This window comes from Cytobacillus kochii (assembly GCF_044790165.1).
In the GTDB taxonomy this organism is placed as follows: domain Bacteria; phylum Bacillota; class Bacilli; order Bacillales; family Cytobacillaceae; genus Cytobacillus; species Cytobacillus kochii.
In genome coordinates, this window is the sequence record NZ_CP085254.1 from 3,868,382 (window position 1) to 3,890,311 (window position 21,930).

Genomic DNA, 21,930 nt, shown 5'->3' on the forward strand with positions numbered 1-21,930 from the left:
CTTCTCTCCTCTCAACCTATTCCCATTGTGGTAGGGAACGCCCATCATTGATCTTCTGCCATGTCATTTCAACTTCCATCCCGATATGGATATCCTCTATCGCATGATTCAAAATGTTACCGATCATTTTCACTTCTGGATAGGTAACCAATTCAATAACGGCAATGACAAGTGGCGTATCATTTTGAAATCCTGGCAGGAAAGGGCGGTGGGAAATGACGTAAGAATACACACGCCCTTTAATATCTGTCCCTAAGTTCTCCCATGTCAGATCACTGCTGCCACACTTTGCACATGCCGGTCCAGGTGGATGGGCAAACTGTTGGCATGTATGACATTTTTGCAAAAAAAGTTCATGGCGGTCAGCCGCATCCCAAAAGGGGGCATTATCTTCATTTTTTAACGGTATCGGTTTCTCATAGCTCATTCGTATTCCTCCTAATTCCTTAAAATCATCGCACCAGCAATATCTGGACCTGCCCATCCCGTACATAAACCAACTTCACAATCCTTCACTTGTCGGTCTGATCCCTCATAGTCGTGACGAATCTGTCGCACGATTTCAATCACATTATTCATTCCATGGGTGTATCCTTCTGAAAGCATGCCACCAGCTGTATTACTCGGCAGCTTCCCACCCATCTTGAGTTGTCCATCGGCAACAAAGTCGCCCACTTCGCCTCTTTTCGCTATCCCATATGCCTCTAACTGCCGCAACACAACCCAACTATAGCAGTCATAAATAGAGGCGACATTGAGGTCCTTTGCGGTAACCCCTGCCTTTTTGTATACATCCTTAGCAACATAGTCTGAAGCAACTTCATCAACATTTGTCCAATAATGTGCGTGTGAAACACATTGTCTAGCGGCGATTCCCATAATATAAGCGGGCTGCTTCGATAATTGTTCAGCTCGTTTGGCGGACGTAACAATGATTGCATTTGCTTCGTCTGACTCTAAGCAGAAATCATGCTTATTAAAAGGGAAGCTTAAGTCAGGCGTATCATGATAAGCTTCCATTGTTAATGGCTTTCCATAAAAGAAGGCTTTCGGATTTCTTTGTGCATGCTCATAAAAACTCACACAAATATGACCTAGATGCTCCTTCGTTAACCCTGTTTCATGCATATGACGTGTGGCAAATAAGCCAAACCATTGCCCAGGACTACCTGCTCCATATGGGATGAGAAAACTACCGCCATCCATCGCATTTTGCAGCATGTTCACATCCCAGCCACCACCGCCCATTCTTACGCCTGATCTGCCATTCATAGATCGATAAATAAGGACGGTATTTACTTGACCTGTTTCAATCAGACCAATCGCGTCAGCAATTAACATTTCTGTACTACTTCCGCCACCCATAATATCTTTTACATATTTCGGTCTCACGCCTAAATAGGTAGATAATTGATGTGCCGGACATGAATCGTTTTCACTGTAACTCATAAATCCATCAATCTCTTTTGTCTCAAGTCCAGCATCAGCAATAGCTGCTCGCGCTGCATCTAACGCCAAATGTAACGGGGTTGTACCCGACTTTTTTGAACGTTCACTTTCTCCAACTCCGACGATTGCATATTTGTTTTTAATGTTTTCCATCGTCAACTCCCCCTTATTCAAAGAATTCCAACAATGTAGAACCTGATCCAACGATTTCTTTTATTGATTTAGCTGCTTGCAACTCAAGTTCCACATATTTCTTTCCTTCGTCCTCGTATACGCGTTTTACAGTAGACATGCAAGTAATCTCATCTCCCGGTTTAGTCATCGCTCCAAAACGCATGTTAAACTTAGCTACTCTTGCAGTCACACCCGCTAATTGTTGGATATATTCTCCCAAAAATCCCATGACTAACATGCCATGTGCGATGGCTCCTGGTAATCCCATACTTCTAGCAAAAGCATCGTCTGTATGCAGTAAGTTGTAATCTCCTGATGCTCCCGCGTATTTGACGAGTTGAACCTTCGATACCGCAGGCTTCACTAATGGTTTTAACTCTTGACCGTCTACCAAATCGGCAAATCTTAGCATTGTCATTCCTCCTCGTATCGTTATACTGCCTGGACTGGAGGCTGGGTATAGATGATATTCATGCGACTTGTAACCACTAAATCCCCCTCTGTGTCTCTCATTTCGGTATCCAGAATAATAAATTGCATCTTTCCTTTTTTTCCTTCTTTTTCATAAAGGTCTGCTACTTTTATTTGGCAAGTAAGAGACTCGCCTACTTTTAGTGGGCGATGATAAATAAAGGACTGCTCACCATGAAGCATTCTCTTTTTATCTAAATCTAGCTCTATTCCTTCACCCTCTACCCCTGCTACCACCGGAAAAGTAGGTGGCGCAATCAGCCCATTATAGGGACTCTGATTAGCATAAGTTGGTTCCGTATATAATGGATTGTCATCACCTATAGCTTGAGCAAATTGTTTAACATGTCTTTTATCCACTTCAAACATGAACGTTGGCCCAGTCTTACCGATAATTGTCTGATCGAGCATCGTTACCACTACCTCCTAGCGAGCATATTTTCTGTTTGTGCAGCGCTTGTTACAATTAGTGCATCTACCGCTTTTGCGCACTTTTCAGTCACAATGATTGGATTTAAATCTAGCTCTTCAATGTCATAATCTTGTACAAGTGAGGATACACGCAGTAAGATGTCGACAATGGCCTCTACATCAAGCGCTTCTTCACCTCGTACACCGTCGAAAATGGCTTTTCCTTTAATCTCATTTATCATTTCAAGCGCATCTTGTCTTGTGATCGGTGCAACCCGGAAAGCAATATCTTTGAACACTTCAACAAAAATGCCGCCTAAACCAAACATAATCACCGGTCCAAAGCTGGCATCTCTCGTCACACCAACGATAACTTCCGTCCCCTTTGCCACCATTTCCTGCACCATCACCCCATTAATGTGGGCATCAGGATGATATTTGTGAGCGGACAGAAGAATGTCATCGAATGCTTGCTTTACTTGCTCTGCATTTTGCAAGGAAAGACGTATACCACCTGCTTCTGTTTTATGCAAAATGTCTTTTGAATCAATTTTTAATACAACAGGATAACCAATACTGTTCGCTTGCTGAACCGCTTCATCCACGGTAGTTGCTAAGCTCTTTTTTGTAGTGGGAATTTCGTAAGCCTGTAGCACTTTGCTTGCATCCCATTCGCTTAAAATTTGATTCTCTTGCAGTAAATACGCTACGTTCTCTTTCTTCTGAATAGATGCCCGTTCTCGAACACTCTCTTTTTGATACGCACGATATTTTTCGCTATATTCGACTAACTTTGCGAGCGCAGATATCGCTTGTAAGTTACCCGGTATCACTGGAACACCATGGTCGACCATATATTGTTGCCCTTTAGGTATACTCATTCCTTCTAACGGAAATGTACTTACTAACACAAATTTATTCGTGTTTTTACACATCTCAACAAATTCTTGTAATTCCTTCGTCTCTTCATCCCAAAATAAGGGGAACTCTGTAAGAATGATATTGTCTACATCCGGATCCTCCATTAAGGCTTTTAATGGCGCAGTAAATAGCTCTGGTGCCGATACAGAAGCCGCTGCAGTTAGATCAATTGGGTTGGCTGCACTAGCAAAGGAAGGAATCACTTGTTTGATTTTCCGTTGTGTTTCCTCATTTAATTTTGGAATCAACAAGCCATTAGCTTCACAACGATCGGCTTCGTTAATCCCTCTGCCACCCGAGCTTGTAATAATTACGGTATTTCTCCCTGTTGGCAGTTTGCCAGATAAGAATAATTTCGAGAATGAAATAATTTCATCATAATCATTGGCTCTAATCATGCCAGTTTGTTTAAAAAATGCGTCATAAACATCGTTCGAGCCGGCTAATGAACCCGTATGAGAAGCGGCTGCTCTTTTTCCTGCAGTTCCTCGCCCTGCCTTCATAACGATAATCGGTTTCCCTTTTTCAAGCGCCTCGTATGCCAATCCCCTTAATTTTTCAGGTTTTTTCGCACCTTCCAAATAACCGCTGATCACTTTCGTTTGCTTATCATGAACCATATACTCGACTACATCTTCAAAACTGGTATCCATTTCATTTCCAACACTCACAAAATAATTGAACGTTAATCCATGTTGGGCAGCAGCCATATACGTAAGCACACCAAAGGCGCCGCTTTGCGATACATAACCAACTGCGCGTTGTTCACTAAGAGGATAGCTCATAACAGCAGGAGAAAATGTACCGACTAGACCATTCAGCGTATTAACAAGGCCGACACAATTTGGACCAAGTAAACGGAGACCATGCTTTTTTGCATAATCCGCTATTTGTTTTTGTTGTTTTTCTCCCGACTCTCCAGTTTCAGAAAATCCTGAAGCAAAAATAATCGCTGCCTTCACTTTCTTTTCTACACATTGCTCTAGCCCTTGCTGAATCTGGTGAGCACTTAAACAAAAGATGACTAAATCAACTGCATGTGAAACCGCTTGTAAGGATGAGTAGCACTTCACTCCATGAATGGCATTTGAAGTAGGATGAATAGGAAAAATATCTCCTTGAAAGCCCCCATCTAATAATGCCTTCACCTGGATATTGCCAAGCTTCTTCGGGTTTTCTGATGCACCTAACACGGCTACTGATTGCGGATAAAAAAAAGAATGTAGCTCATCCTTTGCGGAAACGTTTTCATTTATCATTACATTCACCTCACTAAATAAAAATCAATTTCTTTCTATCGATAGCTTACAAAATGAACGCTAATGGATCAGGCGTAAAGAAAACATTAAACATTTAATTATTAGGTAGTAAAAAAAAGTAAATATCAACTAAACCTTTACTTACCGTAGGCAGAAACTTTCACAATTATTTTTTTACGTACTACATCATCTCGACTATGACACAAGATCACCTCGACAATGGCAAGGGATTACCACGAAAAAAAGACAATGATCACACAACTTGTGCTCATTGCCTCTTTTCCATTATCTCTATCCAGCGTAATAACTTACCTTCCACCCGTTTAGATGGGACTTTAATTCCTCGTTCTATCGTACTGATATAAGCTTGTGACACCTCAACTTCTTGCGCTAATTGTGATAACGACAAGCCATTTGTCACTCTTACTTCTCTTACACGTTTACCTAAAAGGACGTGATCTGTTAACGATTGATGGTCTTTCACTTTCACTTCAAAAGTCGTTTTCTTCAATTGAGCATACCTTTCAACAACTTCCTCAGGTGGCTGAATAATAATCTTTGCTTGCTTCCAAGTATTCCCCCAGCCTTTACTATCCACAATGGATTCTTCCCATGCTTCGTAATACCATGCAGAGAGTAAACCATCCTCTTGTAGCGTATCAAGCGCGCTCTCAAATCGTTCTCTTGTCCTTGAAGGCAATCTTATATTTAATGATTCACCTATCGCTGCGAGTAATGTTGAAATATAATGTGGTTTTAAATAATCGCCCTTCTTTGCCTGGACTCTCCAACGCCAATGCATATATCTCCCTAACCTCTTCTCCCAAGACCTTCTGTAAGGATCATACTGCAATATTTTAAGTGGTAGATGTATAACCTGCCTACCGGATCCATATAGAAATGGGGAAAATATAGGACCCATTTTATATTTCAACACTTGCTGTGATTCATTTTGGTCATACACGTCAAAAGCATTACCCATTAACCTTTTCTCGACTGGTTTTCCTTTTTGATATACCACAGTCTCTATATCGATCCAAAGATTTTTTATGATTGTAAGCGATTTCATAATTCTTAGACGTTGACTCCGCTCATACCCTCCGCGTCTCCCTTCTCCACCGCGTTTAGGTAACAAGCCCCTCATCCGAAGCAGTTCATCCACCTCTATCGTAATAACATCTTCATGATGCTTGGCGATAGCAAGAAAGTTGGCACATAACATATCGAGTACATCAACATCCAAATCTGTTAACGTAAAGCGATCTACATTTTGATCTTCTACTATCTCGTTAATCATCAATAAGCCTTGCACATGACCTTTCTGGATTCTTCTACAATACCTTTCTTTCTCTTGATCCCAATGAAAAACTTGATATAGCGCCTCTCGTACCGCTTGATAAGGGGCATTATTCATTACACAAATATTCTCTCTCTGAGAAGGGACTAGAGATGAATTTCTCCAGTCTACTCCATGAGCGATAGCCTTTTCTAATTCCTGTACAGTGCATTTACTATATTTAAAAAGTTGATTGATCCATTTATCAGCATAATCATTTACGATTATCGTGAACATAGAAAGAAATTCTTTACTGTTCAGCAAAAAATTAGACAGGTATTGATAGAAGAGCTGATTTAATTCAGCTTTCTTTAGTTGACTGAGGTGCTCCATCCCAAGATCGTCAGCCATTACATCTAATACCCACTCTGCGATTCCCCGCTGAAACCACTGACAAAACTCTTCCCAAGCAGCTTCCTCATTTAAAAAGGTATCCGTCCTTAGCCTATTTTCAATTGCTGAAATGGCAAGTCCCCTTAGTTGATGATCTAAAAAAACCGTTGTAAATAGGGAGGAATAATTTTTGTTTTTCTCGATAAGAAAATGCACGATATGATCTGCCAATTGATGAATAAAGCGATCTCTTGCGATTTGTCTTAACGAATTAAAAACAGCCGGATTTTCTTGATATGCCTTTTCCCAAATCATAAAAGATTTGACACCTGAGATATAATAAATAGGTGCCTTCTCTTTTTCAATCGACTCTTGTTTGGCAATTGCTTCTTTTTGCTGTTCATAAATACATAGAATTAAAAAATTATCAATTTCATTTGTCAATTGTCTAGCTTTGCCTTCATTACGCTTCCCATTCCTATGAACAACTTTTTTAGTCATAAACCGTCTATTCCCTCCTACCCTTATTTCATTGAGTGACTTAGACAATGTTGGTCGTTATTTATTACAAGTGTAGCATAACAAAAGTTTAATTAACTATATATTTTAACTATTCAGAATAAAAATACCCGCCATGGAGGTACTTCCATGACGGTGTATGACTACTTTTCACCAGCATCAGCAAACCGCTTCAACCGCTCGCCTATCTCATCTCTTACACGAGTAAACGTTTGCCACTTTTCCTCTTCCGTGCCAATTGCTTTGGCAGGATCATCAAAACCCCAATGTTCTCGTTTCACTTCTTTCGGTGTTATAGGACATTTATCAGCAGCATCGCCACATAAGGTGACAACCAAATCCGCTTGATTTAAGATGTCGGTATTTATCACATCCGAAGTTTGCTGTGAGATATCTATCCCTGCTTCTTTCATCGCTTCTACAGCTTTTGGATTGAGTCCATGTGCTTCAATGCCTGCACTATAGACTTGCCAATCTTCGTTTAAATAATGCTTTGCCCAACCTTCAGCCATTTGACTTCTGCAAGAATTCCCTGTGCAAAGAAAATAAATGATTTTTTTCGTCATATGAACACTCCTTTAATGAATAATTAATAACCATATATAAAGACCTAATAAGGTGATAAATAAGGTGGGAATCGTTAGAATGATACCTGTTTTAAAGTAGGTACCCCAAGAAATCTTCACCCCTTTACGCGATAACACATGTAACCATAATAAAGTAGCAAGTGAACCAATTGGCGTGATTTTTGGACCAAGGTCAGAACCGATGACATTGGCATAAATCAAAGCATCTTTCATCATACCTGTTGCATTCGTATCTGCAATGGCTAACGCATCAATCATCACTGTCGGCATGTTATTCATGACCGAAGACAAAATGGCGGCAATAAAGCCCATGCCCATTGTTGCGGCAAACAATCCTTGATCAACGGTCAATTGAAGAACATCTGTTAACAAGCTCGTTAGCCCAACATTCCGCAAACCATACACAACAACATACATACCGACTGAGAAGAAAACAATATTCCACGGAGCCCCCTTCATAACGGTTTTCACATCAACTGCATCACTTCTTCTAGAGATCATAAGAAAAATAAAAGCAATGATACTAGCAATAATCGATACAGGCAAACCAACAAACTCACTTGCAAAATAACCAACTAGTAATATCGCCAAAATCCACCATGAGTACTTGAATAATCGTGGATCCTTTATCGCTACACGTGGCTCCCGCAATTGTGTACCATCATAACGACCGGGTATGCTTTTTCTAAAAAACAAATAGAGAACCAAAATACTTGCCGCAACAGAAAATAAATTCGGTACAATCATGACAGTGAAAAATTCCACAAATCCGATGCCAAAGAAATCGGCCGATACAATATTAACAAGATTACTTACCACAAGGGGTAATGACGCTGTATCAGCGATAAAACCACTTGCAATAATGAACGGAAAGACCATTTTCTCATTAAAATTCAAGTTCCTTACCATCGAAAGAACAATCGGCGTCAAAATCAAGGCAGCCCCATCATTCGCAAACAGAGCAGATACAATCGCTCCGAGCAAAATCACGTAGACAAACATTTTTACACCATGCCCTTTTGCCGCTCTCGCCATATGCAAGGCAGACCATTCAAAGAAACCAATCTCATCTAAAATCAAAGAAATAATAATAATAGCGATAAATGTTAACGTTGCATTCCATACAATCGACGTTACATCCAAAACATCTTGGAAATCTACCACACCAACTAGTAAAGCCAATATCGCTCCACCACAGGCAGACCAACCAATAGACAACCCTTTAGGTTGCCAGATGACTAAAATAAGTGTGATTAAAAAAATCACTGATGCCAAAACCACTGACGTTGTCATACCCATTCCTCCTTAATCACACATTACGCGCAAACCTTGTTTTTCAAGACTTTCAAGTAGCCCCTCTTGACTTGGAAGCTGATTTAATAAAGTACAAACAAAGGGAAAGTTCTCATATTGTTTATTTAAACCGTAATAAACCCATTGACCCCTTCTTGATTCAATGATCAAACCAACATCACGTAACTTACGTAAATGCTGACTAATAGCTGGCTGGCTCATATCAAATAAATGAACAAGCTCACATACACAGCATTCCCTTGATTCAAGAATCTTCACCATCTTTAGCCTTGTTTTATCACCTAACAGCTTTAATACAAGCGCAACTTCCTCAATTGTACTTTTCATTAAGGTACTCCTTTATTGTATAAGTAAATGCTTATATCCTTATGCTATTTTATAGATAAATCTATAGTGAAGCAATCCCTTTTAGAAAAAACGCATCAAATTTTTTTGATTTATTTCTTGATTTTCCAATTATAGTTAAAGTATACTAATAACACATCAAAAAAATTTGATAGGAAGTGCAACCTATGAAACCATTCATTGAATATGAAAAACAATTTAAAGCATTAGCCGACCAAAAGAGACTAGAAATTATGTATGAGCTATGCCAACGGGGACAGACATGCGTTTGTGATTTATCCGAGATTTTCTCTCTTCCGCAATCGAAATTATCCTATCATTTAAAGATTTTGCTCGATGCTGGTTTAATTACAAAAGAGACAAAAGGAAAATGGAATTACTATGAATTAAATGAGCGATCGGTTAACCATCTCTTATCAGAAGAACTTTGTTGTATCTTTAGAAAATCAAGTAATTCTTGTTGCAATTAAAAGGAGGCATTTCAAATGAAATATGTACATATCGGTATTAACGTAACCAATTTAGAAGCATCTATCGCCTTTTATTCAAAAGTATTTGGTGTTTCTCCAATCAAGCTCAAGCCCACTTACAGTAAGTTTTTACTAGAACAACCTGGACTCAACTTTACCCTTAATGTAAAAGACGAAGTAAACGGTAATCAAGTGAATCACTTTGGTTTCCAAGTAGAAACACAAGAAGAAATCGATCACCATAAACAACGATTAGAACAAGAAGGATTCTTCGCACGTGAAGAACGAGATACCACTTGCTGCTTCGCTCTACAAGACAAGTTTTGGATCACCGATCCAGATGGGAATGAGTGGGAGTTTTTTTATACGAAGGCGGATCGCGGGGTTCAGAGTGAGAGATGCTGTGTAGATATCTAAGGGATATTTCTTTCATTTCCTAAAATAACAAGTAATTTAAAAAACATAGATACTGAATCAGTGCCTTGTTTTTTAACTTACTATAATCCTCCACATGGAGCATAAAGTGAAATATAACTACCTTTAGTATTAATATGTTTGCTTAGCAACAAAACTGTACTTCTTATTGCCTCTCAAACCCTGCTTATTATGTACATAATATTCCTAATTTTCAATTATAATATGATGTATAGGAGGAGAAAAAGGAGGGGTAAGCTCTAATGAAAAAAAGATACTATAAAATATTTGCCTTATTAATTCTTCTGCTAGGTGTCATTACTTTTTTGATTTATAACTATATAAACAATTATAGATTTGCTAGTGAAGTTTATTCTTTTAGGGGTGAAGGACAATACTGGGTTGTTACCTCTAAATATACATCTATTCATCAGGATAACTATAGGCATGAGATAAAAATAGAATATACTGGTGATGAAAAAAATGTATTAGTTGACCATTGGTATTTTCATTCTTCACTGTTTGGCACCGGCGGCGGTGGGGAAACGCTTGATGATAATAACCAGCTTAGTAAAAGAGAGGAAGGGACATTCATGTTTACGCCAAATAAAATGCATACATTCGAAATAGAATGGAATGGCAATAAAGAGACGTTTGATGTTAACCTATTGGAGGATCATTGATTTTTTTGAATAGCTTGTTTTTATATGTTATTGGTTTTAACCAAATAAAAAACCACCAAATATGTATTTGGTGGAGACGGAGGGAGTCGAACCCTCGTCCAAAGATATTGGCACTTAAGCTTCTACGAGTGTAGTCGATATATTCGTGTTTCGCTGCTCCTTATGCCTATCGACGGGCGTCCGGGCAGCTAGTCTGGTTGTTCTCTTCCTTCATCCTCAGACGGTGGAATCCGGCGTAGCCCACTAAATTTGAGTCCCTTACCCTACCACATGGGCGATGGAGGGAGGAACCGCTAAAGGCCTATTAGGCAGCTAAAGCGAAGTTGTTTTGTTGTTTGCCAGTTATAGGCTTTGACGTTTTAACGAGGACGATCCCCTCGACTCGCAACCTAAGCTCAAACTATCCCTGTCGAATCCGTAGCGTCCCCATTGGATAGTAGCAGTTTTTTAAAGCTGCTAACTGTATTAGGTGCGCAACTGAGTCGTTGCAGCATACGGAATGCTCGATAAACTTTGAGCAAAGATTGTGCACTTCTATTTGAAGTGACAATTACTATTATAGCACAAACAAACGAAATATCAATTGTAAGCTTTTGGTATATTACATTTTTTGTCTTTCGCGGAAGGCACGCTCAACTTCTCGTTTCGCTTCTTTGCGTTTTAAGTCTTCACGCTTATCATATTTCTTTTTACCCTTCGCTAATCCAACTAAAACCTTTGCGAAGCCATTTTTTAAATATAGTTTTAATGGAACAAGGGCATAGCCGCTTTCTTTTGACTCACCTATTAGTTTGTTAATTTCTTTCCGGTGTAGTAAAAGTTTTCTCGTTCTTAATGGGTCGTGGTTATGAATATTCCCTTGCTCGTAAGGACTAATATGCATACCAATAATGAATAATTCATTATTAACAATTCGTGCATAGGCATCTTTTAGGTTCACACGTCCGTTACGAATGGATTTAATCTCAGTTCCTTGTAAAACAATACCCGCTTCATATGTTTCTTCGACAGTATAATCATGATAGGCTTTTTTATTTTGGGCGATTGTTTTCCCTGCACCTTTTGGCATCTCTTTCTCATCTCCCTTAAATCACAGCAGTTTTATTTATTTTAGCAAAAACAAAGGAAAGAAGGAAGAAAGCCTTACAAAAAAGGCTTCCTCCATTAGACTATTTACGTTTCTTTTTTCGTTTTGCTTTCGGTGCATTCTCATAGAATTTGCGTTTTTTCTTCTTCTTACCATCTGGCTTACCAGATTTTTCACCTCGTTCTGGCGCAGCAGATTTTCTTGGCTTTCTTTCTGAACTACCTGTTTTAAACACTTTTGTTTCTTGTCGGCGTTCTCTTCTAGGCGTGCCTTTCATTCCAACAATCTCAAAGTCGATCGCACGTTCATCTTTATTGACATTAATGACACGAACGGTAATTTCATCACCAATGCGGAATACATTCCCTGTACGTTCGCCGATCATTGCCATTTGTCGTTCTTCATAGCGATAATAATCATCGGTCATATAGCTGACATGGATTAAACCTTCTATCGTGTTTGGTAGTTCGACAAACATCCCAAAATTCGTAACAGAGCTAATCATACCATCATATTCTTCACCAATTTTATCAAGCATATATTCTGCTTTTTTCAATTCATCGGTTTCACGTTCGGCATCGACTGCTCTGCGCTCCATTTCAGAAGCATGATCCGCGATTTCAGGTAACATCGCATTCCATTTTTCTTGGGTGCGATCGTCTATCTTACCTTCGATCAAATACGTACGAATGAGACGGTGAACAATCGTATCTGGATATCGACGAATTGGCGAGGTGAAGTGTGTATAAAACTCTGTTGATAGTCCGAAGTGACCCAAGCTTTCTGGATCGTACTTCGCTTGTTGCATGGAACGAAGCATCATTGTGGAGATCACCATTTCCTCTGGTGTCCCCTGTACTTCTTCTATAATATCCTGTAATGCACGCGGATGAACAGCGTTGGCTGTTCCTTTCACAATATACCCAAAGTTTGTAATAAACTCAAAGAATCTTCTGAGTTTATCTTCTTTCGGATCTTCGTGAATACGGTAGATGAACGGTACTTCCATCCAATGAAAATGCTCGGCAACCGTTTCATTCGCAGCTAACATAAATTCCTCAATGAGTCTTTCTGCTACTGAGCGTTCGCGAATGACGACATCTTTTGGATCACCCTCTTCATTCACTAACACTTTCGCTTCTTTAAAGTCAAAATCAATGGCACCACGATGCATACGCTTCTTACGAAGAATCGCAGCTAATTCCTCCATACGCTTAAACATTGGTACCAGTGGCTCATAGCGCTCAATTAATTGTTCATCATTGTCTTCCAAAATTTTATTCACATCCGAATAAGTCATTCTTTCGGTTGTTTTAATGACGCTTTGGAAAATCTCATGATTGACGACTTCACCATCAGGCGTAATTTCCATCTCACATGAAAGTGTGAGACGATCTACTTTTGGATTCAATGAACAAATCCCATTCGATAGGCGATGGGGAATCATCGGTATTACACGATCGACTAAGTACACACTTGTTGCTCGTTCCTCTGCTTCCACATCAATTGGTGATCCTTCAGTTACGTAATAAGATACATCAGCAATATGCACACCTAATTTATAATGACCATTATCAAGCTGCGTCACAGTAACAGCATCATCTAAATCTTTCGCATCTGCACCATCAATCGTAACAATCGTTTCGCCTCTTAAGTCACGACGGTTTTCAATTTCTTTTTCATCGATCTCATCAGGCGTTTCCTCTGCCTGCTTTAACACATCATCAGGGAATTCCATCGGTAAGCCATGTTTATGAATAATGGAAAGAATATCAACACCTGGATCGTTTTTATGACCCAGAATTTCCATTACTTCACCTTCCGCACTCTTTCTTCCTTCAGGATAAGTTGTGAGTTTAACAACGACTTTATGCCCTTCTACTGCCCCTTTAGAAGCAGCTTTTGGGATAAAGATATCACTGGCAAACTTTTTATCATCTGGAATAACAAAGCCAAAATGCTTACTCTCAGTGTATGTACCAACGATTTGTTGCACACCACGTTCCAAAATGCGGACGATGGTTCCTTCTTTTCTTTGACCAGCGCTTTCTGCTGCTACACGGGCTAAGACAATATCACCGTGCATGGCATTATTTGTTTCATTTGGTGGGATAAATAAATCATCGAGTCCTGGTTCATCTGGAATAACAAAGGCAAATCCTTTGGCATGGCCAGATAATTTTCCGCGCACAAGATTCATTTTTTCAGGTAATCCATAGCGATTACTTCTTGTACGCACAACTAAGCCTTGTTCCTCCATAATGACTAAAGTCTTTACAAAATCCTTAAATTGGGTGGAGTCTTCTATCCCAAAAGCCTCCTCCATTTCTTGTACTGTTAGAGGCTTGTACGCCTCGTCCTTCATATAATTTAATAGTTTATCGACTAGCTCTTTTTTGTGGTTATCCACGATTGACAACACTCCTCAAACTTCGATCCAACTTACACTTGCCAATCAAGCTGCTCTAAAAATTGATACACATCTTCATGCAGCTGATCTCTTTCCTTATCAAGTGTAATGACATGACCGGATTCTTCATACCATTTAATCTGTTTTTGATCATTTTCTACTTCATTGTATATAATATTCGCGCTTTCAGTATTAATCATATGATCTTCTCTTGATTGCACAACAAAAGTCGGAGAATAAATCATATCCACATTATGACGGACATCTGCAATTAATGCTTGTAATGCCTTTAATGTGTTCATTGGTGTTTCTTTAAACTTAGCTACTTCTTCTTCAATTTGTTCGGGTGATTTTCCTTCTAGCTTCTTATATTGTCGGGCATAATCAACGACATTATCGTACATCACTTCTTCAGACTTAATATGCATAGGTGCACACATGGTTATAATACCCTTTACAGGTACAGTGTAACCTAATTTCAAGGAAAATACCCCACCAAGAGATAAGCCGGCAATCGCGATTTCTTCATGGCCCATTTCCTTTAGGTGTTGATAACCATTCATGACGTCTTGCCACCAATCTTCTGGTCCCGTATGGACAAGTTCTTCCGGCGGGACGCCATGGCCTTTATATAATGGCGCATGACAAGTATAACCTTTCCCTTCTAGGAATCTTGCCATCATGCGGACATCTGCTGTATTACCAGTAAACCCATGTAATAATAATACTGCTCGTTTACCGTCTCCAAATGTGAATGGTTTGGGTTGAACTACTTTCATTATGTATACTTCCTTTCAATCAAACGTTTGTTTAACATGATTAGTTTTCCCTGTAATAGGCAAAATAAAAACCCGACCTTTCGTTGAGGCCAGGCATTGCATTGTTCGTCTCTATTTATAGAGCAAAATAAGAAACTGCGATTGTTAAAATAAAGAATAAAACAGCTAAAACAATCGTCAAACGATGTAAAATCAAATCTAAGCCGCGTGCTTTTTGTTTCCCAAAAAGTTGCTCCGCTCCACCAGAAATCGCACCTGAAAGACCTGCACTTTTTCCAGATTGAAGTAACACAACGGCAATTAAACCGATAGACACAATGATTAGCAGTGTAATTAAAAGTGTATGCATGTGGGCACCTCCATATCAACCATTTACGTACAATATTAATACTCAAATTTTAGCATATTTACTATGTACAGACAAGTTAATCTATCATGAAATGTCAAGTTCATGCCCGCATGCCTAGATGCTCACACTACAAATTATTCACAAAAACGATGATCATATTTTTGTACGATGTGATTAGCCGCTTTTTAGGAAAGTCTCTATTATGTATATTTCTGTATTTTTGACCTTTCTTTTCAAAGTATACTAAGAAGAGGATCCAAAAATTTGATGTGTTTTCGTGATAAATGAATCAAAATTCGAAGGGGATTCAAAAATTTGACGCGTTTCCTTGATTATCGAGTCAGTATTCGATGGGAATCCGACAATTTGACGCGTTTCCTTGATTATCGAGTCAGTATTTGAAGGGAATCCGACAATTTGACTCGATTCCTTGATTATCGAGTCAGCATCCGATGAGCATCCAAAAATTTGACGCGTTTCCTTGATTAACGAGTCAGAATCCGAAGTGCACCCAAAAATTTGACGCGTTTCCTTGATTATCGAGTCAGCATTCGATGGGAATCCAAAAATTTGACGCGATTACCTGATAAACGAGTCAAAATCCGAAGGGAATCCAAAAATTTGACGCGCTTCCTTGATTAACGAGTCAGCATCCGATGGGAACCCGACAATTTGACGCGCTTCCTTGATTAACGAGTCAGCATCTGATGGGAACCCAAAAATTTGACGCGATTACCTGATAAACGAGTCAAAATCCGATGGGAATCCAAAAATTTGACGCGTTTACCTGATTAACGAGTCAGCATCCGAAGGGAACCCGACAATTTGACGCGATTCCTTGATTAACGAGTCAGCATTCAAAGTAAATCCAAAAATTTGACACAAGTCCATAATAAACGAGTCAGGGCTTTTGGTTTTGTTTACAATTCCTTATTTTTCCCGCCATGTATTTACGCGTATTTCCACTACGAAGCTCACACATCTCTTAAAACCAACATAGCCTAAAAAAACAAACACCATTTACAAAATGATGTTTGTTTTTAAAGACATTATTTACTCAAGTTATAAAAAGATTTCAATCCATCATACACAGCTAAATCACCAAGCTCATCTTCGATGCGAAGAAGCTGGTTGTATTTAGCGATACGATCTGTACGGCTCATAATTTTTTTATAATAACATAATTAAATCAACAACAAAAAACGTATTTCTTCCTATTTATATCTGATGGTATTACATAGTTCAAATATATCATTATATGACAATCGAATCAATGTACAAGCAAATATATTTTAAAGGCTTTATTATTTCCTTGAATAACAAAAAACGTTCCTTACAATGTGTAAGAAACGTCGAATTCCATTTATTAACAAAACCTTCTTGATGCAGGGTCGACAATGGATTATCATTCATTATCCATTATTGAGTATTCGGCAGCTATACTTTCTAATGATTTACCATGTACTAAAAATCCTACACTATTAAATACTACTATTTCATATTGATTAGATTTTTGGTTATACCTTACTTCCCCAGTAGCAGAAAATACTAGACCATTATTCTCTTTAAAATATCTTTCTAAGAAGTGAAATATTCCAATAAAGCGGTTATTTGAAGCAAAAAATGCTTCTTCGAATTTAATACGGACTTTAATATTGTTTTTCTCAATGTCTACAGTACTATTAGTACTATTATTTATTACTACGTTCTTAAGTATTCCAGTAACTGTTCTAGTTTGACCTATATCTCTTTCTTGCAATGCATCAGCATTTTTCTTAAATAATCGAAATCCATCGGATAAGGTAGTCTCGTTTATTTCATCTGGATTTGTTACTATTCTATGGACAGGGGAGAAATCTCTAGTACCTCTTATTCTTTCTCTTTCTCTCCTAGTTCTTCTCTTCTCCCTATCCCTTTCCAAGCGTTTATTTCTTTCTGCTTCAGACAACATCTCTAATGCAAAAGCCTCTCTAAGAGATCTTTTTATCCTTTCATCACTTGCTGTACCAGTGACTTCTCCTTCTGTTCTTCTTCCTTCACGAGACTTTGTTTTTTCAAAAAAATAAATACATGCTTCTATATGGGGACTCTCCCTCCAAGTCCTAAAATGATTAGTATTATTATCTCTAGTGACATATGAAAGTTTAGCTGTGCAATTTGTTGTTGTACAAAAAAGATGACCTTTGTACATATTATTATAATCATCTACTGTTATGTTATTAATATCAACTAATTCCTGCTTATCGTCATTTCTATAATAGGCTTCATAGATACTAACCAAATTACTACACCTCTCTTTATCTAATTAGGAATATAATACCATTATACTAAAAATCAACACAATTTTCTCAATATTTTGTTACAAATTTCGCACTATGCATATTATACTATTACTAAAATCGTAAAAAAAGAGACGTATTACGTCTCCTAATTTTTGTTAAGGAAACCCCTCTACTCTCTTTTCCCTCAAGTAAAATAAATTATTTTACTCATAATTCACTTTGATAAATCTGTGTATTTCGATTTATTTCCATAAGCTTTATTAACAGGATATTTCATTTCGTTCTTTTGTAATTTATTATTTACAATATTATCTATATCTAACTCCAACTCATTCGCTATTAACATGGAATATATAAGTACATCAGCAAGCTCTTCTTCTATTTTATCTTTATTCTCTAAAATAGCTTCATCGCTCTCTTTCCATTGAAAATTTTCAAGCAATTCACTAGCTTCTAGTGATAGAGATAAAGCTAGATCTTTAGGATTGTGAAATTGTTTCCAATTACGTTCATCTCTAAAACGAATCACTTTTTTCGTTAGTTCCTTAATTTCCATTCATACATCATCCCCCTTAATTCAATCATATTTGTATTTAAGAAGATATCTTAGAAGTAGACATTCCTTCAGAAATTTTCGTTACAAAAAGCTCCCTAACCTTTGAGTCTTCGAAGTATACTTTACAACCTTCAATACCTCTAGTAAGTAGAATGTAATAGATATTTAATATATAGTCTGTAAACTCCTCTTCATTAAACCCTTCTATTAAAGGTGTTCCACCTGTGTCTTTATAATTTTCTTTTACGCCGACAATACTCCCCTTATCGTTAACTGTTATATCATTACCAATAATAACCCCAACATAATCAATATCTGCACCTTGTATTGCATGAATTGATCCTATCTCCTTTTTAGAACTCTCTAGTTCAACCCATTTTTCATGCTGACTATTCCAATGCCATCCTGTTAAGCCTTCTATCCAATCAAACGGCAATTGAGTCCTCTCTATCCCTTTATTTTGTCTAGACCTCGGATTTGACCTCCATTCCTTCGTATAACCAGCAATAACTCGATTAGTTGTATTACCGTGAAGCACTTCCATTTCATTAGTAAAAGTAAATAGTTCACTAATAGAATTAACAATCTGGAAATAAGAGTCTTTATTTTTATACTTGAATACAGAAGGATCAAAATCACGTTTATTTGTAATATTTAAAGCATACAATATCCCCTTCACAAAACTTGCTCCATCAAACTCCTCATTATTAATAATATTACTTTTAATTCGAAACTGTTGCTTTAAGTAATTTTCATCATATGATTCAGTTTGTTCCTTAAACTCTTTCCGAAGTATATCTTGTGGTCGTATAGATTGGAACTGATCATAAAATAACACAATACCTTTTGATATTTCTTCTAGAAGGTGCAATTCATTGATGCTAGGCTCATTTTTATTAAAATGTTTTTTAGTTGCTGGGTGACCTTTGGGATAATAACGTTGTAGACGGTGTGATTCATCTACTAGTATAAGGTCAAATACAATTTTTTCTTGTTTAGCTCTGTTAATTAACTGACCTGCCCTTTCAAATTTCAATTTTCCAGCTAAGTTTAATTGCTTTAACACCCTGTTAAATTTATCTGTTAAATTCCCAGTAGTTACAATTCCTATTCTTAAATTAGGATTTTCATTTATCAACTTATACATTAATGACATTAATAAGATGCTTTTCCCTGTTCCCGCTCCCCCTATTACGATGTGTTTATTATGTATACTTTTAATAATTTCTTCTTCACACTTTAATTGTTGCTGACTTAATTGCTTAAAAGGTGAATACTTAAATAAAATCTTATTTCTAATCTTTGACAACTTTCTTGTAAATACTAAATCTTTTTCAAATAACTCCTTCTCCCAAAGTTTTACAAAAATCTGCACCATTTCATTATGACCATTGTATATTGGCTGAACCTGACCATTATTTCGATTTAATAAATTAAAATTCGTTTCATCTATCTCAGCAAATATATGATTGATAAGCATGAATTCTAGATCTTTTACATGTGATTCAGTAAAATTTGAAGCATTATAAATGACAATACATCTATCAAACATTCCATCCAAGAAATGATTTTCTCTCATATGTTGATCATGTCTTGTACAAAAATCCTTTGTCTCTCCTATATATACATTTCCCTTCACCAAATTGAAATATATGTACGTTACAAATGAATCTTTTAAAACTCTACGTTCAATATTTGACAGATTTCGAATACACATTTGGTGAACAATTGTTTGGTTTATTTCTAATGAAAAATCAAAAATATTATAATTCATTAACATCCCCCTCCTATTAAGCTATTACTATTTGGCTTCAATCCACTATGAAAACAAAGAATAAACTCTTATTTCATTATATAGGACTACTTATCTAATGAATGGAACAGCCCTTATAAAGGATAGATAAATAAGTATATCTTTATGAACATTCTTATATCTTTATTTGTTGAAAGATCTCCAACGCCAATACCTCGTGCTAAACAAATTTTATATAAAGAAACAACTGTTAACAATTTCTTTATTTGTCCTATAAAATTATTAGGTACTAAGCCAAACTCCGTTGGTAAGGCTACTCAGGATTGGGAAAAATTATATATTTATGCATTTTTTCAATATTTACCCGTACTGATTTTTAACACTAATTGCAGGAGCATCGAACAGAGTACTTATGGAAACAGCGCTCTTATAATATTGCTACCTCATGATAATCTTCCTTAACCTTTCGGATAACAATCCTTCCTCAGGGTGTTTTACTTCATTCTTCATTTCATTTAATAGATAAACAAAATCTTCATCCACCAAAGGAATAACTAAGCCTCTTTGATCGTGATATGTATCAGCACATCTTTCTAAAAATTTCTCCATATTATCTATCCTTCTACAAACCAGAATTCCAAACTTTCCTCTATTAGGAGAAAATCTACCCGAAAGCTGGTCCAATTCTGGATTTGAAACCTCTGAAGAATAATTTTTCACTTCAACAAAGATAAATTGACTTGGAATATCCTTGGTGGCATGTAACTGATTAAAAAAACCCGTAGTAGCTGAGTTATCAAAGCTAATATCTATCCTCTTTCTACCTTGATGTATCTCTTGCTCAATTATTGGGCGAGTTAGATTGGGATAAAAAATAAATTCCATTATTCCTAGTATATGTCTATGATACTCTCCTGCATGTTTTGCGCCAGTCGGTATCTTGTTCAATCTATCTATCAATATATCAATGAATTCAATTTCATCAAATGCATCATCTATTTCTAATTGATCGTGTGTAAGAGGTTCAACCTCATTTTTTGTTGAGGATCTAAAATTCTCAAATATGTCAGGGTGTTGCTTAGTAAATTCTCTAAGATATTCTTTCCTAAAAGTTTTTTCTGCCTCCGCAATATCTTTTTTTGTAACCCATACTTTCTCTGTACCATTTTTTAGTTTTTTTCTTTGAACTAACGAGGAATTGATTCGAATATGTTCATTTTGCAAAAAATTCAAAACAAAATGTTGACAATATCTTTCTGGTGTGTATTTATAAGAAAAGGTTACTATACTCTTCGGAACTAAAATTATTTTTTTCTCTTCTACTACTAGCATTTCAGTATGAATGTTATTCCATTTACGTACACTCGAGTCCCAAAAGTATCCCGAAGGAACTTCTTTTGTTAAAGGAATTCCATGTAATTCACATTGAGTTTGAGTATATTCAATAAGCTGTTTCCTTATAACGTTAGTAATTAAGTCAGAAATTTTATCCTTTCCAACGTTATCAACAAAAATGACCATATCTTCTAAATGACCAACTAAACCATGTTCAATTGCCTGACTTGATGTTATATTATCAAAAATTTCTACTGCTTCATTTGTACCTACCCCTCTTCCTCTTGGCTTTCCATTAGATACCCCTAAACATGTTTCATTCGGTTCACTTAAGTTAAAAAAGAGTTTTTTTGCTTCTACTCGCCTTCCTGCCTTATATAAATTAATTACATAATGAAAGAAGTTTTGTATTGTACGATGGGCATCTATAGACCACACATCAACCTTTAAAGATAAATGATATGGATCTAAAAAGAGAGGCAGATCTGTTTCAATATCAATATCAACAAAATCTAGTTCTCTTTGACTTTTCTCTAAATTAAATATTTCACTAATTTTCATCTTGTAACCCTCCCCATTTATCACCTTAGCTTACAATATATTTTACAACATTTTTTGTAAGATAAGGTATAATGAGGTTATTTCTATTACCTAAAGATGTAGTAAAGAATGTTCAACGGAAAACATTCTTAT

The 21,930-nt window shown here is 37.0% G+C and carries 20 protein-coding genes, 1 other RNA gene and 1 pseudogene; 3 read left to right on the forward strand and 19 right to left on the reverse strand.

From position 1 onward, the window contains the following. Nucleotides 1–16 precede the first annotated feature (16 nt). The 9 genes from LG276_RS19825 to LG276_RS19865 all read right to left on the reverse strand — a co-directional run bounded on the left by LG276_RS19825 (nucleotide 17) and on the right by LG276_RS19865 (nucleotide 9,101). A complete protein-coding gene (locus LG276_RS19825) occupies nucleotides 17–427 on the reverse strand; it encodes a Zn-ribbon domain-containing OB-fold protein (RefSeq protein ID WP_251162069.1) in 411 nt (136 codons plus the stop codon). A gap of 11 nt (nucleotides 428–438) precedes the next feature. Beyond that, nucleotides 439–1,602, reverse strand: coding sequence for a thiolase C-terminal domain-containing protein (locus LG276_RS19830; protein WP_251162070.1), 1,164 nt, complete (start codon nucleotides 1,600–1,602; stop codon nucleotides 439–441). A gap of 13 nt (nucleotides 1,603–1,615) precedes the next feature. Then, nucleotides 1,616–2,035: a MaoC/PaaZ C-terminal domain-containing protein gene (locus tag LG276_RS19835; RefSeq protein WP_251162071.1), complete on the reverse strand. Its 420-nt coding sequence runs from the start codon at nucleotides 2,033–2,035 to the stop codon at nucleotides 1,616–1,618. 20 nt (nucleotides 2,036–2,055) lie between these two features. Next, on the reverse strand, nucleotides 2,056–2,505 hold the full coding sequence (locus LG276_RS19840; RefSeq protein WP_404292590.1) for a MaoC family dehydratase N-terminal domain-containing protein: 450 nt from the start codon (nucleotides 2,503–2,505) through the stop codon (nucleotides 2,056–2,058). 8 nt (nucleotides 2,506–2,513) lie between these two features. Next, on the reverse strand, nucleotides 2,514–4,685 hold the full coding sequence (locus tag LG276_RS19845) for an acetate--CoA ligase family protein (protein WP_404292592.1): 2,172 nt from the start codon (nucleotides 4,683–4,685) through the stop codon (nucleotides 2,514–2,516). Nucleotides 4,686–4,953: 268 nt separating this feature from the next. Then, the gene (locus tag LG276_RS19850; protein ID WP_404292594.1) at nucleotides 4,954–6,855 is read right to left on the reverse strand and encodes a helix-turn-helix domain-containing protein; all 1,902 of its coding nucleotides are present in this window, start codon (nucleotides 6,853–6,855) and stop codon (nucleotides 4,954–4,956) included. 161 nt (nucleotides 6,856–7,016) lie between these two features. Continuing rightward, complete coding sequence (arsC, locus tag LG276_RS19855) at nucleotides 7,017–7,439, reverse strand: arsenate reductase (thioredoxin) (protein WP_307317771.1); 423 nt, start codon at nucleotides 7,437–7,439, stop codon at nucleotides 7,017–7,019. Nucleotides 7,440–7,451: 12 nt separating this feature from the next. Continuing rightward, a complete protein-coding gene (locus tag LG276_RS19860; RefSeq protein WP_281202966.1) occupies nucleotides 7,452–8,753 on the reverse strand; it encodes an arsenic transporter in 1,302 nt (433 codons plus the stop codon). Nucleotides 8,754–8,765: 12 nt separating this feature from the next. Then, nucleotides 8,766–9,101: a metalloregulator ArsR/SmtB family transcription factor gene (locus tag LG276_RS19865; RefSeq protein WP_251162076.1), complete on the reverse strand. Its 336-nt coding sequence runs from the start codon at nucleotides 9,099–9,101 to the stop codon at nucleotides 8,766–8,768. 185 nt (nucleotides 9,102–9,286) lie between these two features. Here LG276_RS19865 and LG276_RS19870 point away from each other — a divergent pair, with 185 nt between their 5' ends. The 3 genes from LG276_RS19870 (at nucleotide 9,287) to LG276_RS19880 (ending at nucleotide 10,686) form a co-directional block, all read left to right on the forward strand. Continuing rightward, a complete protein-coding gene (locus tag LG276_RS19870; protein ID WP_404292597.1) occupies nucleotides 9,287–9,589 on the forward strand; it encodes an ArsR/SmtB family transcription factor in 303 nt (100 codons plus the stop codon). A 15-nt stretch (nucleotides 9,590–9,604) separates the two neighbouring features. Then, nucleotides 9,605–10,006, forward strand: a complete 402-nt coding sequence (locus LG276_RS19875) for an ArsI/CadI family heavy metal resistance metalloenzyme (RefSeq protein ID WP_404292599.1) — start codon at nucleotides 9,605–9,607, stop codon at nucleotides 10,004–10,006. Between the two features lie 260 nt (nucleotides 10,007–10,266). Next, on the forward strand, nucleotides 10,267–10,686 hold the full coding sequence (locus LG276_RS19880) for a hypothetical protein (protein WP_404292601.1): 420 nt from the start codon (nucleotides 10,267–10,269) through the stop codon (nucleotides 10,684–10,686). A gap of 68 nt (nucleotides 10,687–10,754) precedes the next feature. Here LG276_RS19880 and ssrA read toward each other — a convergent pair. From ssrA to LG276_RS19930, 10 genes and pseudogenes are all read right to left on the reverse strand, one after another. Next, nucleotides 10,755–11,114, reverse strand: a transfer-messenger RNA (tmRNA) gene (ssrA, locus tag LG276_RS19885). 173 nt (nucleotides 11,115–11,287) lie between these two features. Next, nucleotides 11,288–11,755 (reverse strand): SsrA-binding protein SmpB, encoded by a 468-nt coding sequence (smpB, locus tag LG276_RS19890; RefSeq protein WP_095371914.1) that lies wholly within the window; start codon nucleotides 11,753–11,755, stop codon nucleotides 11,288–11,290. 100 nt (nucleotides 11,756–11,855) lie between these two features. Continuing rightward, complete coding sequence (gene rnr, locus LG276_RS19895) at nucleotides 11,856–14,138, reverse strand: ribonuclease R (RefSeq protein ID WP_373370930.1); 2,283 nt, start codon at nucleotides 14,136–14,138, stop codon at nucleotides 11,856–11,858. A gap of 77 nt (nucleotides 14,139–14,215) precedes the next feature. Continuing rightward, entirely contained in the window at nucleotides 14,216–14,962 is a 747-nt protein-coding gene (locus LG276_RS19900; RefSeq protein ID WP_095371912.1) for a carboxylesterase, read from the reverse strand. 115 nt (nucleotides 14,963–15,077) lie between these two features. After that, entirely contained in the window at nucleotides 15,078–15,311 is a 234-nt protein-coding gene (gene secG / locus LG276_RS19905) for a preprotein translocase subunit SecG (RefSeq protein WP_224937080.1), read from the reverse strand. Between the two features lie 1,049 nt (nucleotides 15,312–16,360). Further along, nucleotides 16,361–16,474, reverse strand: a pseudogene (locus LG276_RS19910) (hypothetical protein); the annotation flags it as partial. Between the two features lie 242 nt (nucleotides 16,475–16,716). Continuing rightward, nucleotides 16,717–17,592: a hypothetical protein gene (locus tag LG276_RS19915; protein WP_404292603.1), complete on the reverse strand. Its 876-nt coding sequence runs from the start codon at nucleotides 17,590–17,592 to the stop codon at nucleotides 16,717–16,719. A gap of 215 nt (nucleotides 17,593–17,807) precedes the next feature. After that, nucleotides 17,808–18,149, reverse strand: coding sequence for a nucleotide pyrophosphohydrolase (locus tag LG276_RS19920; RefSeq protein WP_404292605.1), 342 nt, complete (start codon nucleotides 18,147–18,149; stop codon nucleotides 17,808–17,810). Nucleotides 18,150–18,186: 37 nt separating this feature from the next. Next, the gene (locus LG276_RS19925) at nucleotides 18,187–19,923 is read right to left on the reverse strand and encodes a DNA/RNA helicase domain-containing protein (protein WP_404292607.1); all 1,737 of its coding nucleotides are present in this window, start codon (nucleotides 19,921–19,923) and stop codon (nucleotides 18,187–18,189) included. 417 nt (nucleotides 19,924–20,340) lie between these two features. After that, nucleotides 20,341–21,798, reverse strand: a complete 1,458-nt coding sequence (locus tag LG276_RS19930) for a hypothetical protein (RefSeq protein ID WP_404292609.1) — start codon at nucleotides 21,796–21,798, stop codon at nucleotides 20,341–20,343. Nucleotides 21,799–21,930 lie beyond the last annotated feature (132 nt).

Excerpts from the sequence above, each read along its gene's own strand:
- LG276_RS19840 (WP_404292590.1), bottom strand. The coding sequence starts at position 2,505 with ATGCTCGATCAGACAATTATCGGTAAGACTGGGCCAACGTTCATGTTT.
- LG276_RS19845 (WP_404292592.1), bottom strand. The coding sequence starts at position 4,685 with ATGATAAATGAAAACGTTTCCGCAAAGGATGAGCTACATTCTTTTTTT.
- LG276_RS19900 (WP_095371912.1), bottom strand. The coding sequence starts at position 14,962 with ATGAAAGTAGTTCAACCCAAACCATTCACATTTGGAGACGGTAAACGA.
- LG276_RS19850 (WP_404292594.1), bottom strand. The coding sequence starts at position 6,855 with ATGACTAAAAAAGTTGTTCATAGGAATGGGAAGCGTAATGAAGGCAAA.
- rnr (WP_373370930.1), bottom strand. The coding sequence starts at position 14,138 with ATGAAGGACGAGGCGTACAAGCCTCTAACAGTACAAGAAATGGAGGAG.
- LG276_RS19825 (WP_251162069.1), bottom strand. The coding sequence starts at position 427 with ATGAGCTATGAGAAACCGATACCGTTAAAAAATGAAGATAATGCCCCC.
- LG276_RS19870 (WP_404292597.1), top strand. The coding sequence starts at position 9,287 with ATGAAACCATTCATTGAATATGAAAAACAATTTAAAGCATTAGCCGAC.
- LG276_RS19835 (WP_251162071.1), bottom strand. The coding sequence starts at position 2,035 with ATGCTAAGATTTGCCGATTTGGTAGACGGTCAAGAGTTAAAACCATTA.
- LG276_RS19875 (WP_404292599.1), top strand. The coding sequence starts at position 9,605 with ATGAAATATGTACATATCGGTATTAACGTAACCAATTTAGAAGCATCT.
- smpB (WP_095371914.1), bottom strand. The coding sequence starts at position 11,755 with ATGCCAAAAGGTGCAGGGAAAACAATCGCCCAAAATAAAAAAGCCTAT.
- secG (WP_224937080.1), bottom strand. The coding sequence starts at position 15,311 with ATGCATACACTTTTAATTACACTGCTAATCATTGTGTCTATCGGTTTA.
- LG276_RS19865 (WP_251162076.1), bottom strand. The coding sequence starts at position 9,101 with ATGAAAAGTACAATTGAGGAAGTTGCGCTTGTATTAAAGCTGTTAGGT.
- LG276_RS19880 (WP_404292601.1), top strand. The coding sequence starts at position 10,267 with ATGAAAAAAAGATACTATAAAATATTTGCCTTATTAATTCTTCTGCTA.
- LG276_RS19920 (WP_404292605.1), bottom strand. The coding sequence starts at position 18,149 with ATGGAAATTAAGGAACTAACGAAAAAAGTGATTCGTTTTAGAGATGAA.
- LG276_RS19925 (WP_404292607.1), bottom strand. The coding sequence starts at position 19,923 with ATGAATTATAATATTTTTGATTTTTCATTAGAAATAAACCAAACAATT.
- LG276_RS19860 (WP_281202966.1), bottom strand. The coding sequence starts at position 8,753 with ATGACAACGTCAGTGGTTTTGGCATCAGTGATTTTTTTAATCACACTT.
- LG276_RS19930 (WP_404292609.1), bottom strand. The coding sequence starts at position 21,798 with ATGAAAATTAGTGAAATATTTAATTTAGAGAAAAGTCAAAGAGAACTA.
- LG276_RS19830 (WP_251162070.1), bottom strand. The coding sequence starts at position 1,602 with ATGGAAAACATTAAAAACAAATATGCAATCGTCGGAGTTGGAGAAAGT.
- arsC (WP_307317771.1), bottom strand. The coding sequence starts at position 7,439 with ATGACGAAAAAAATCATTTATTTTCTTTGCACAGGGAATTCTTGCAGA.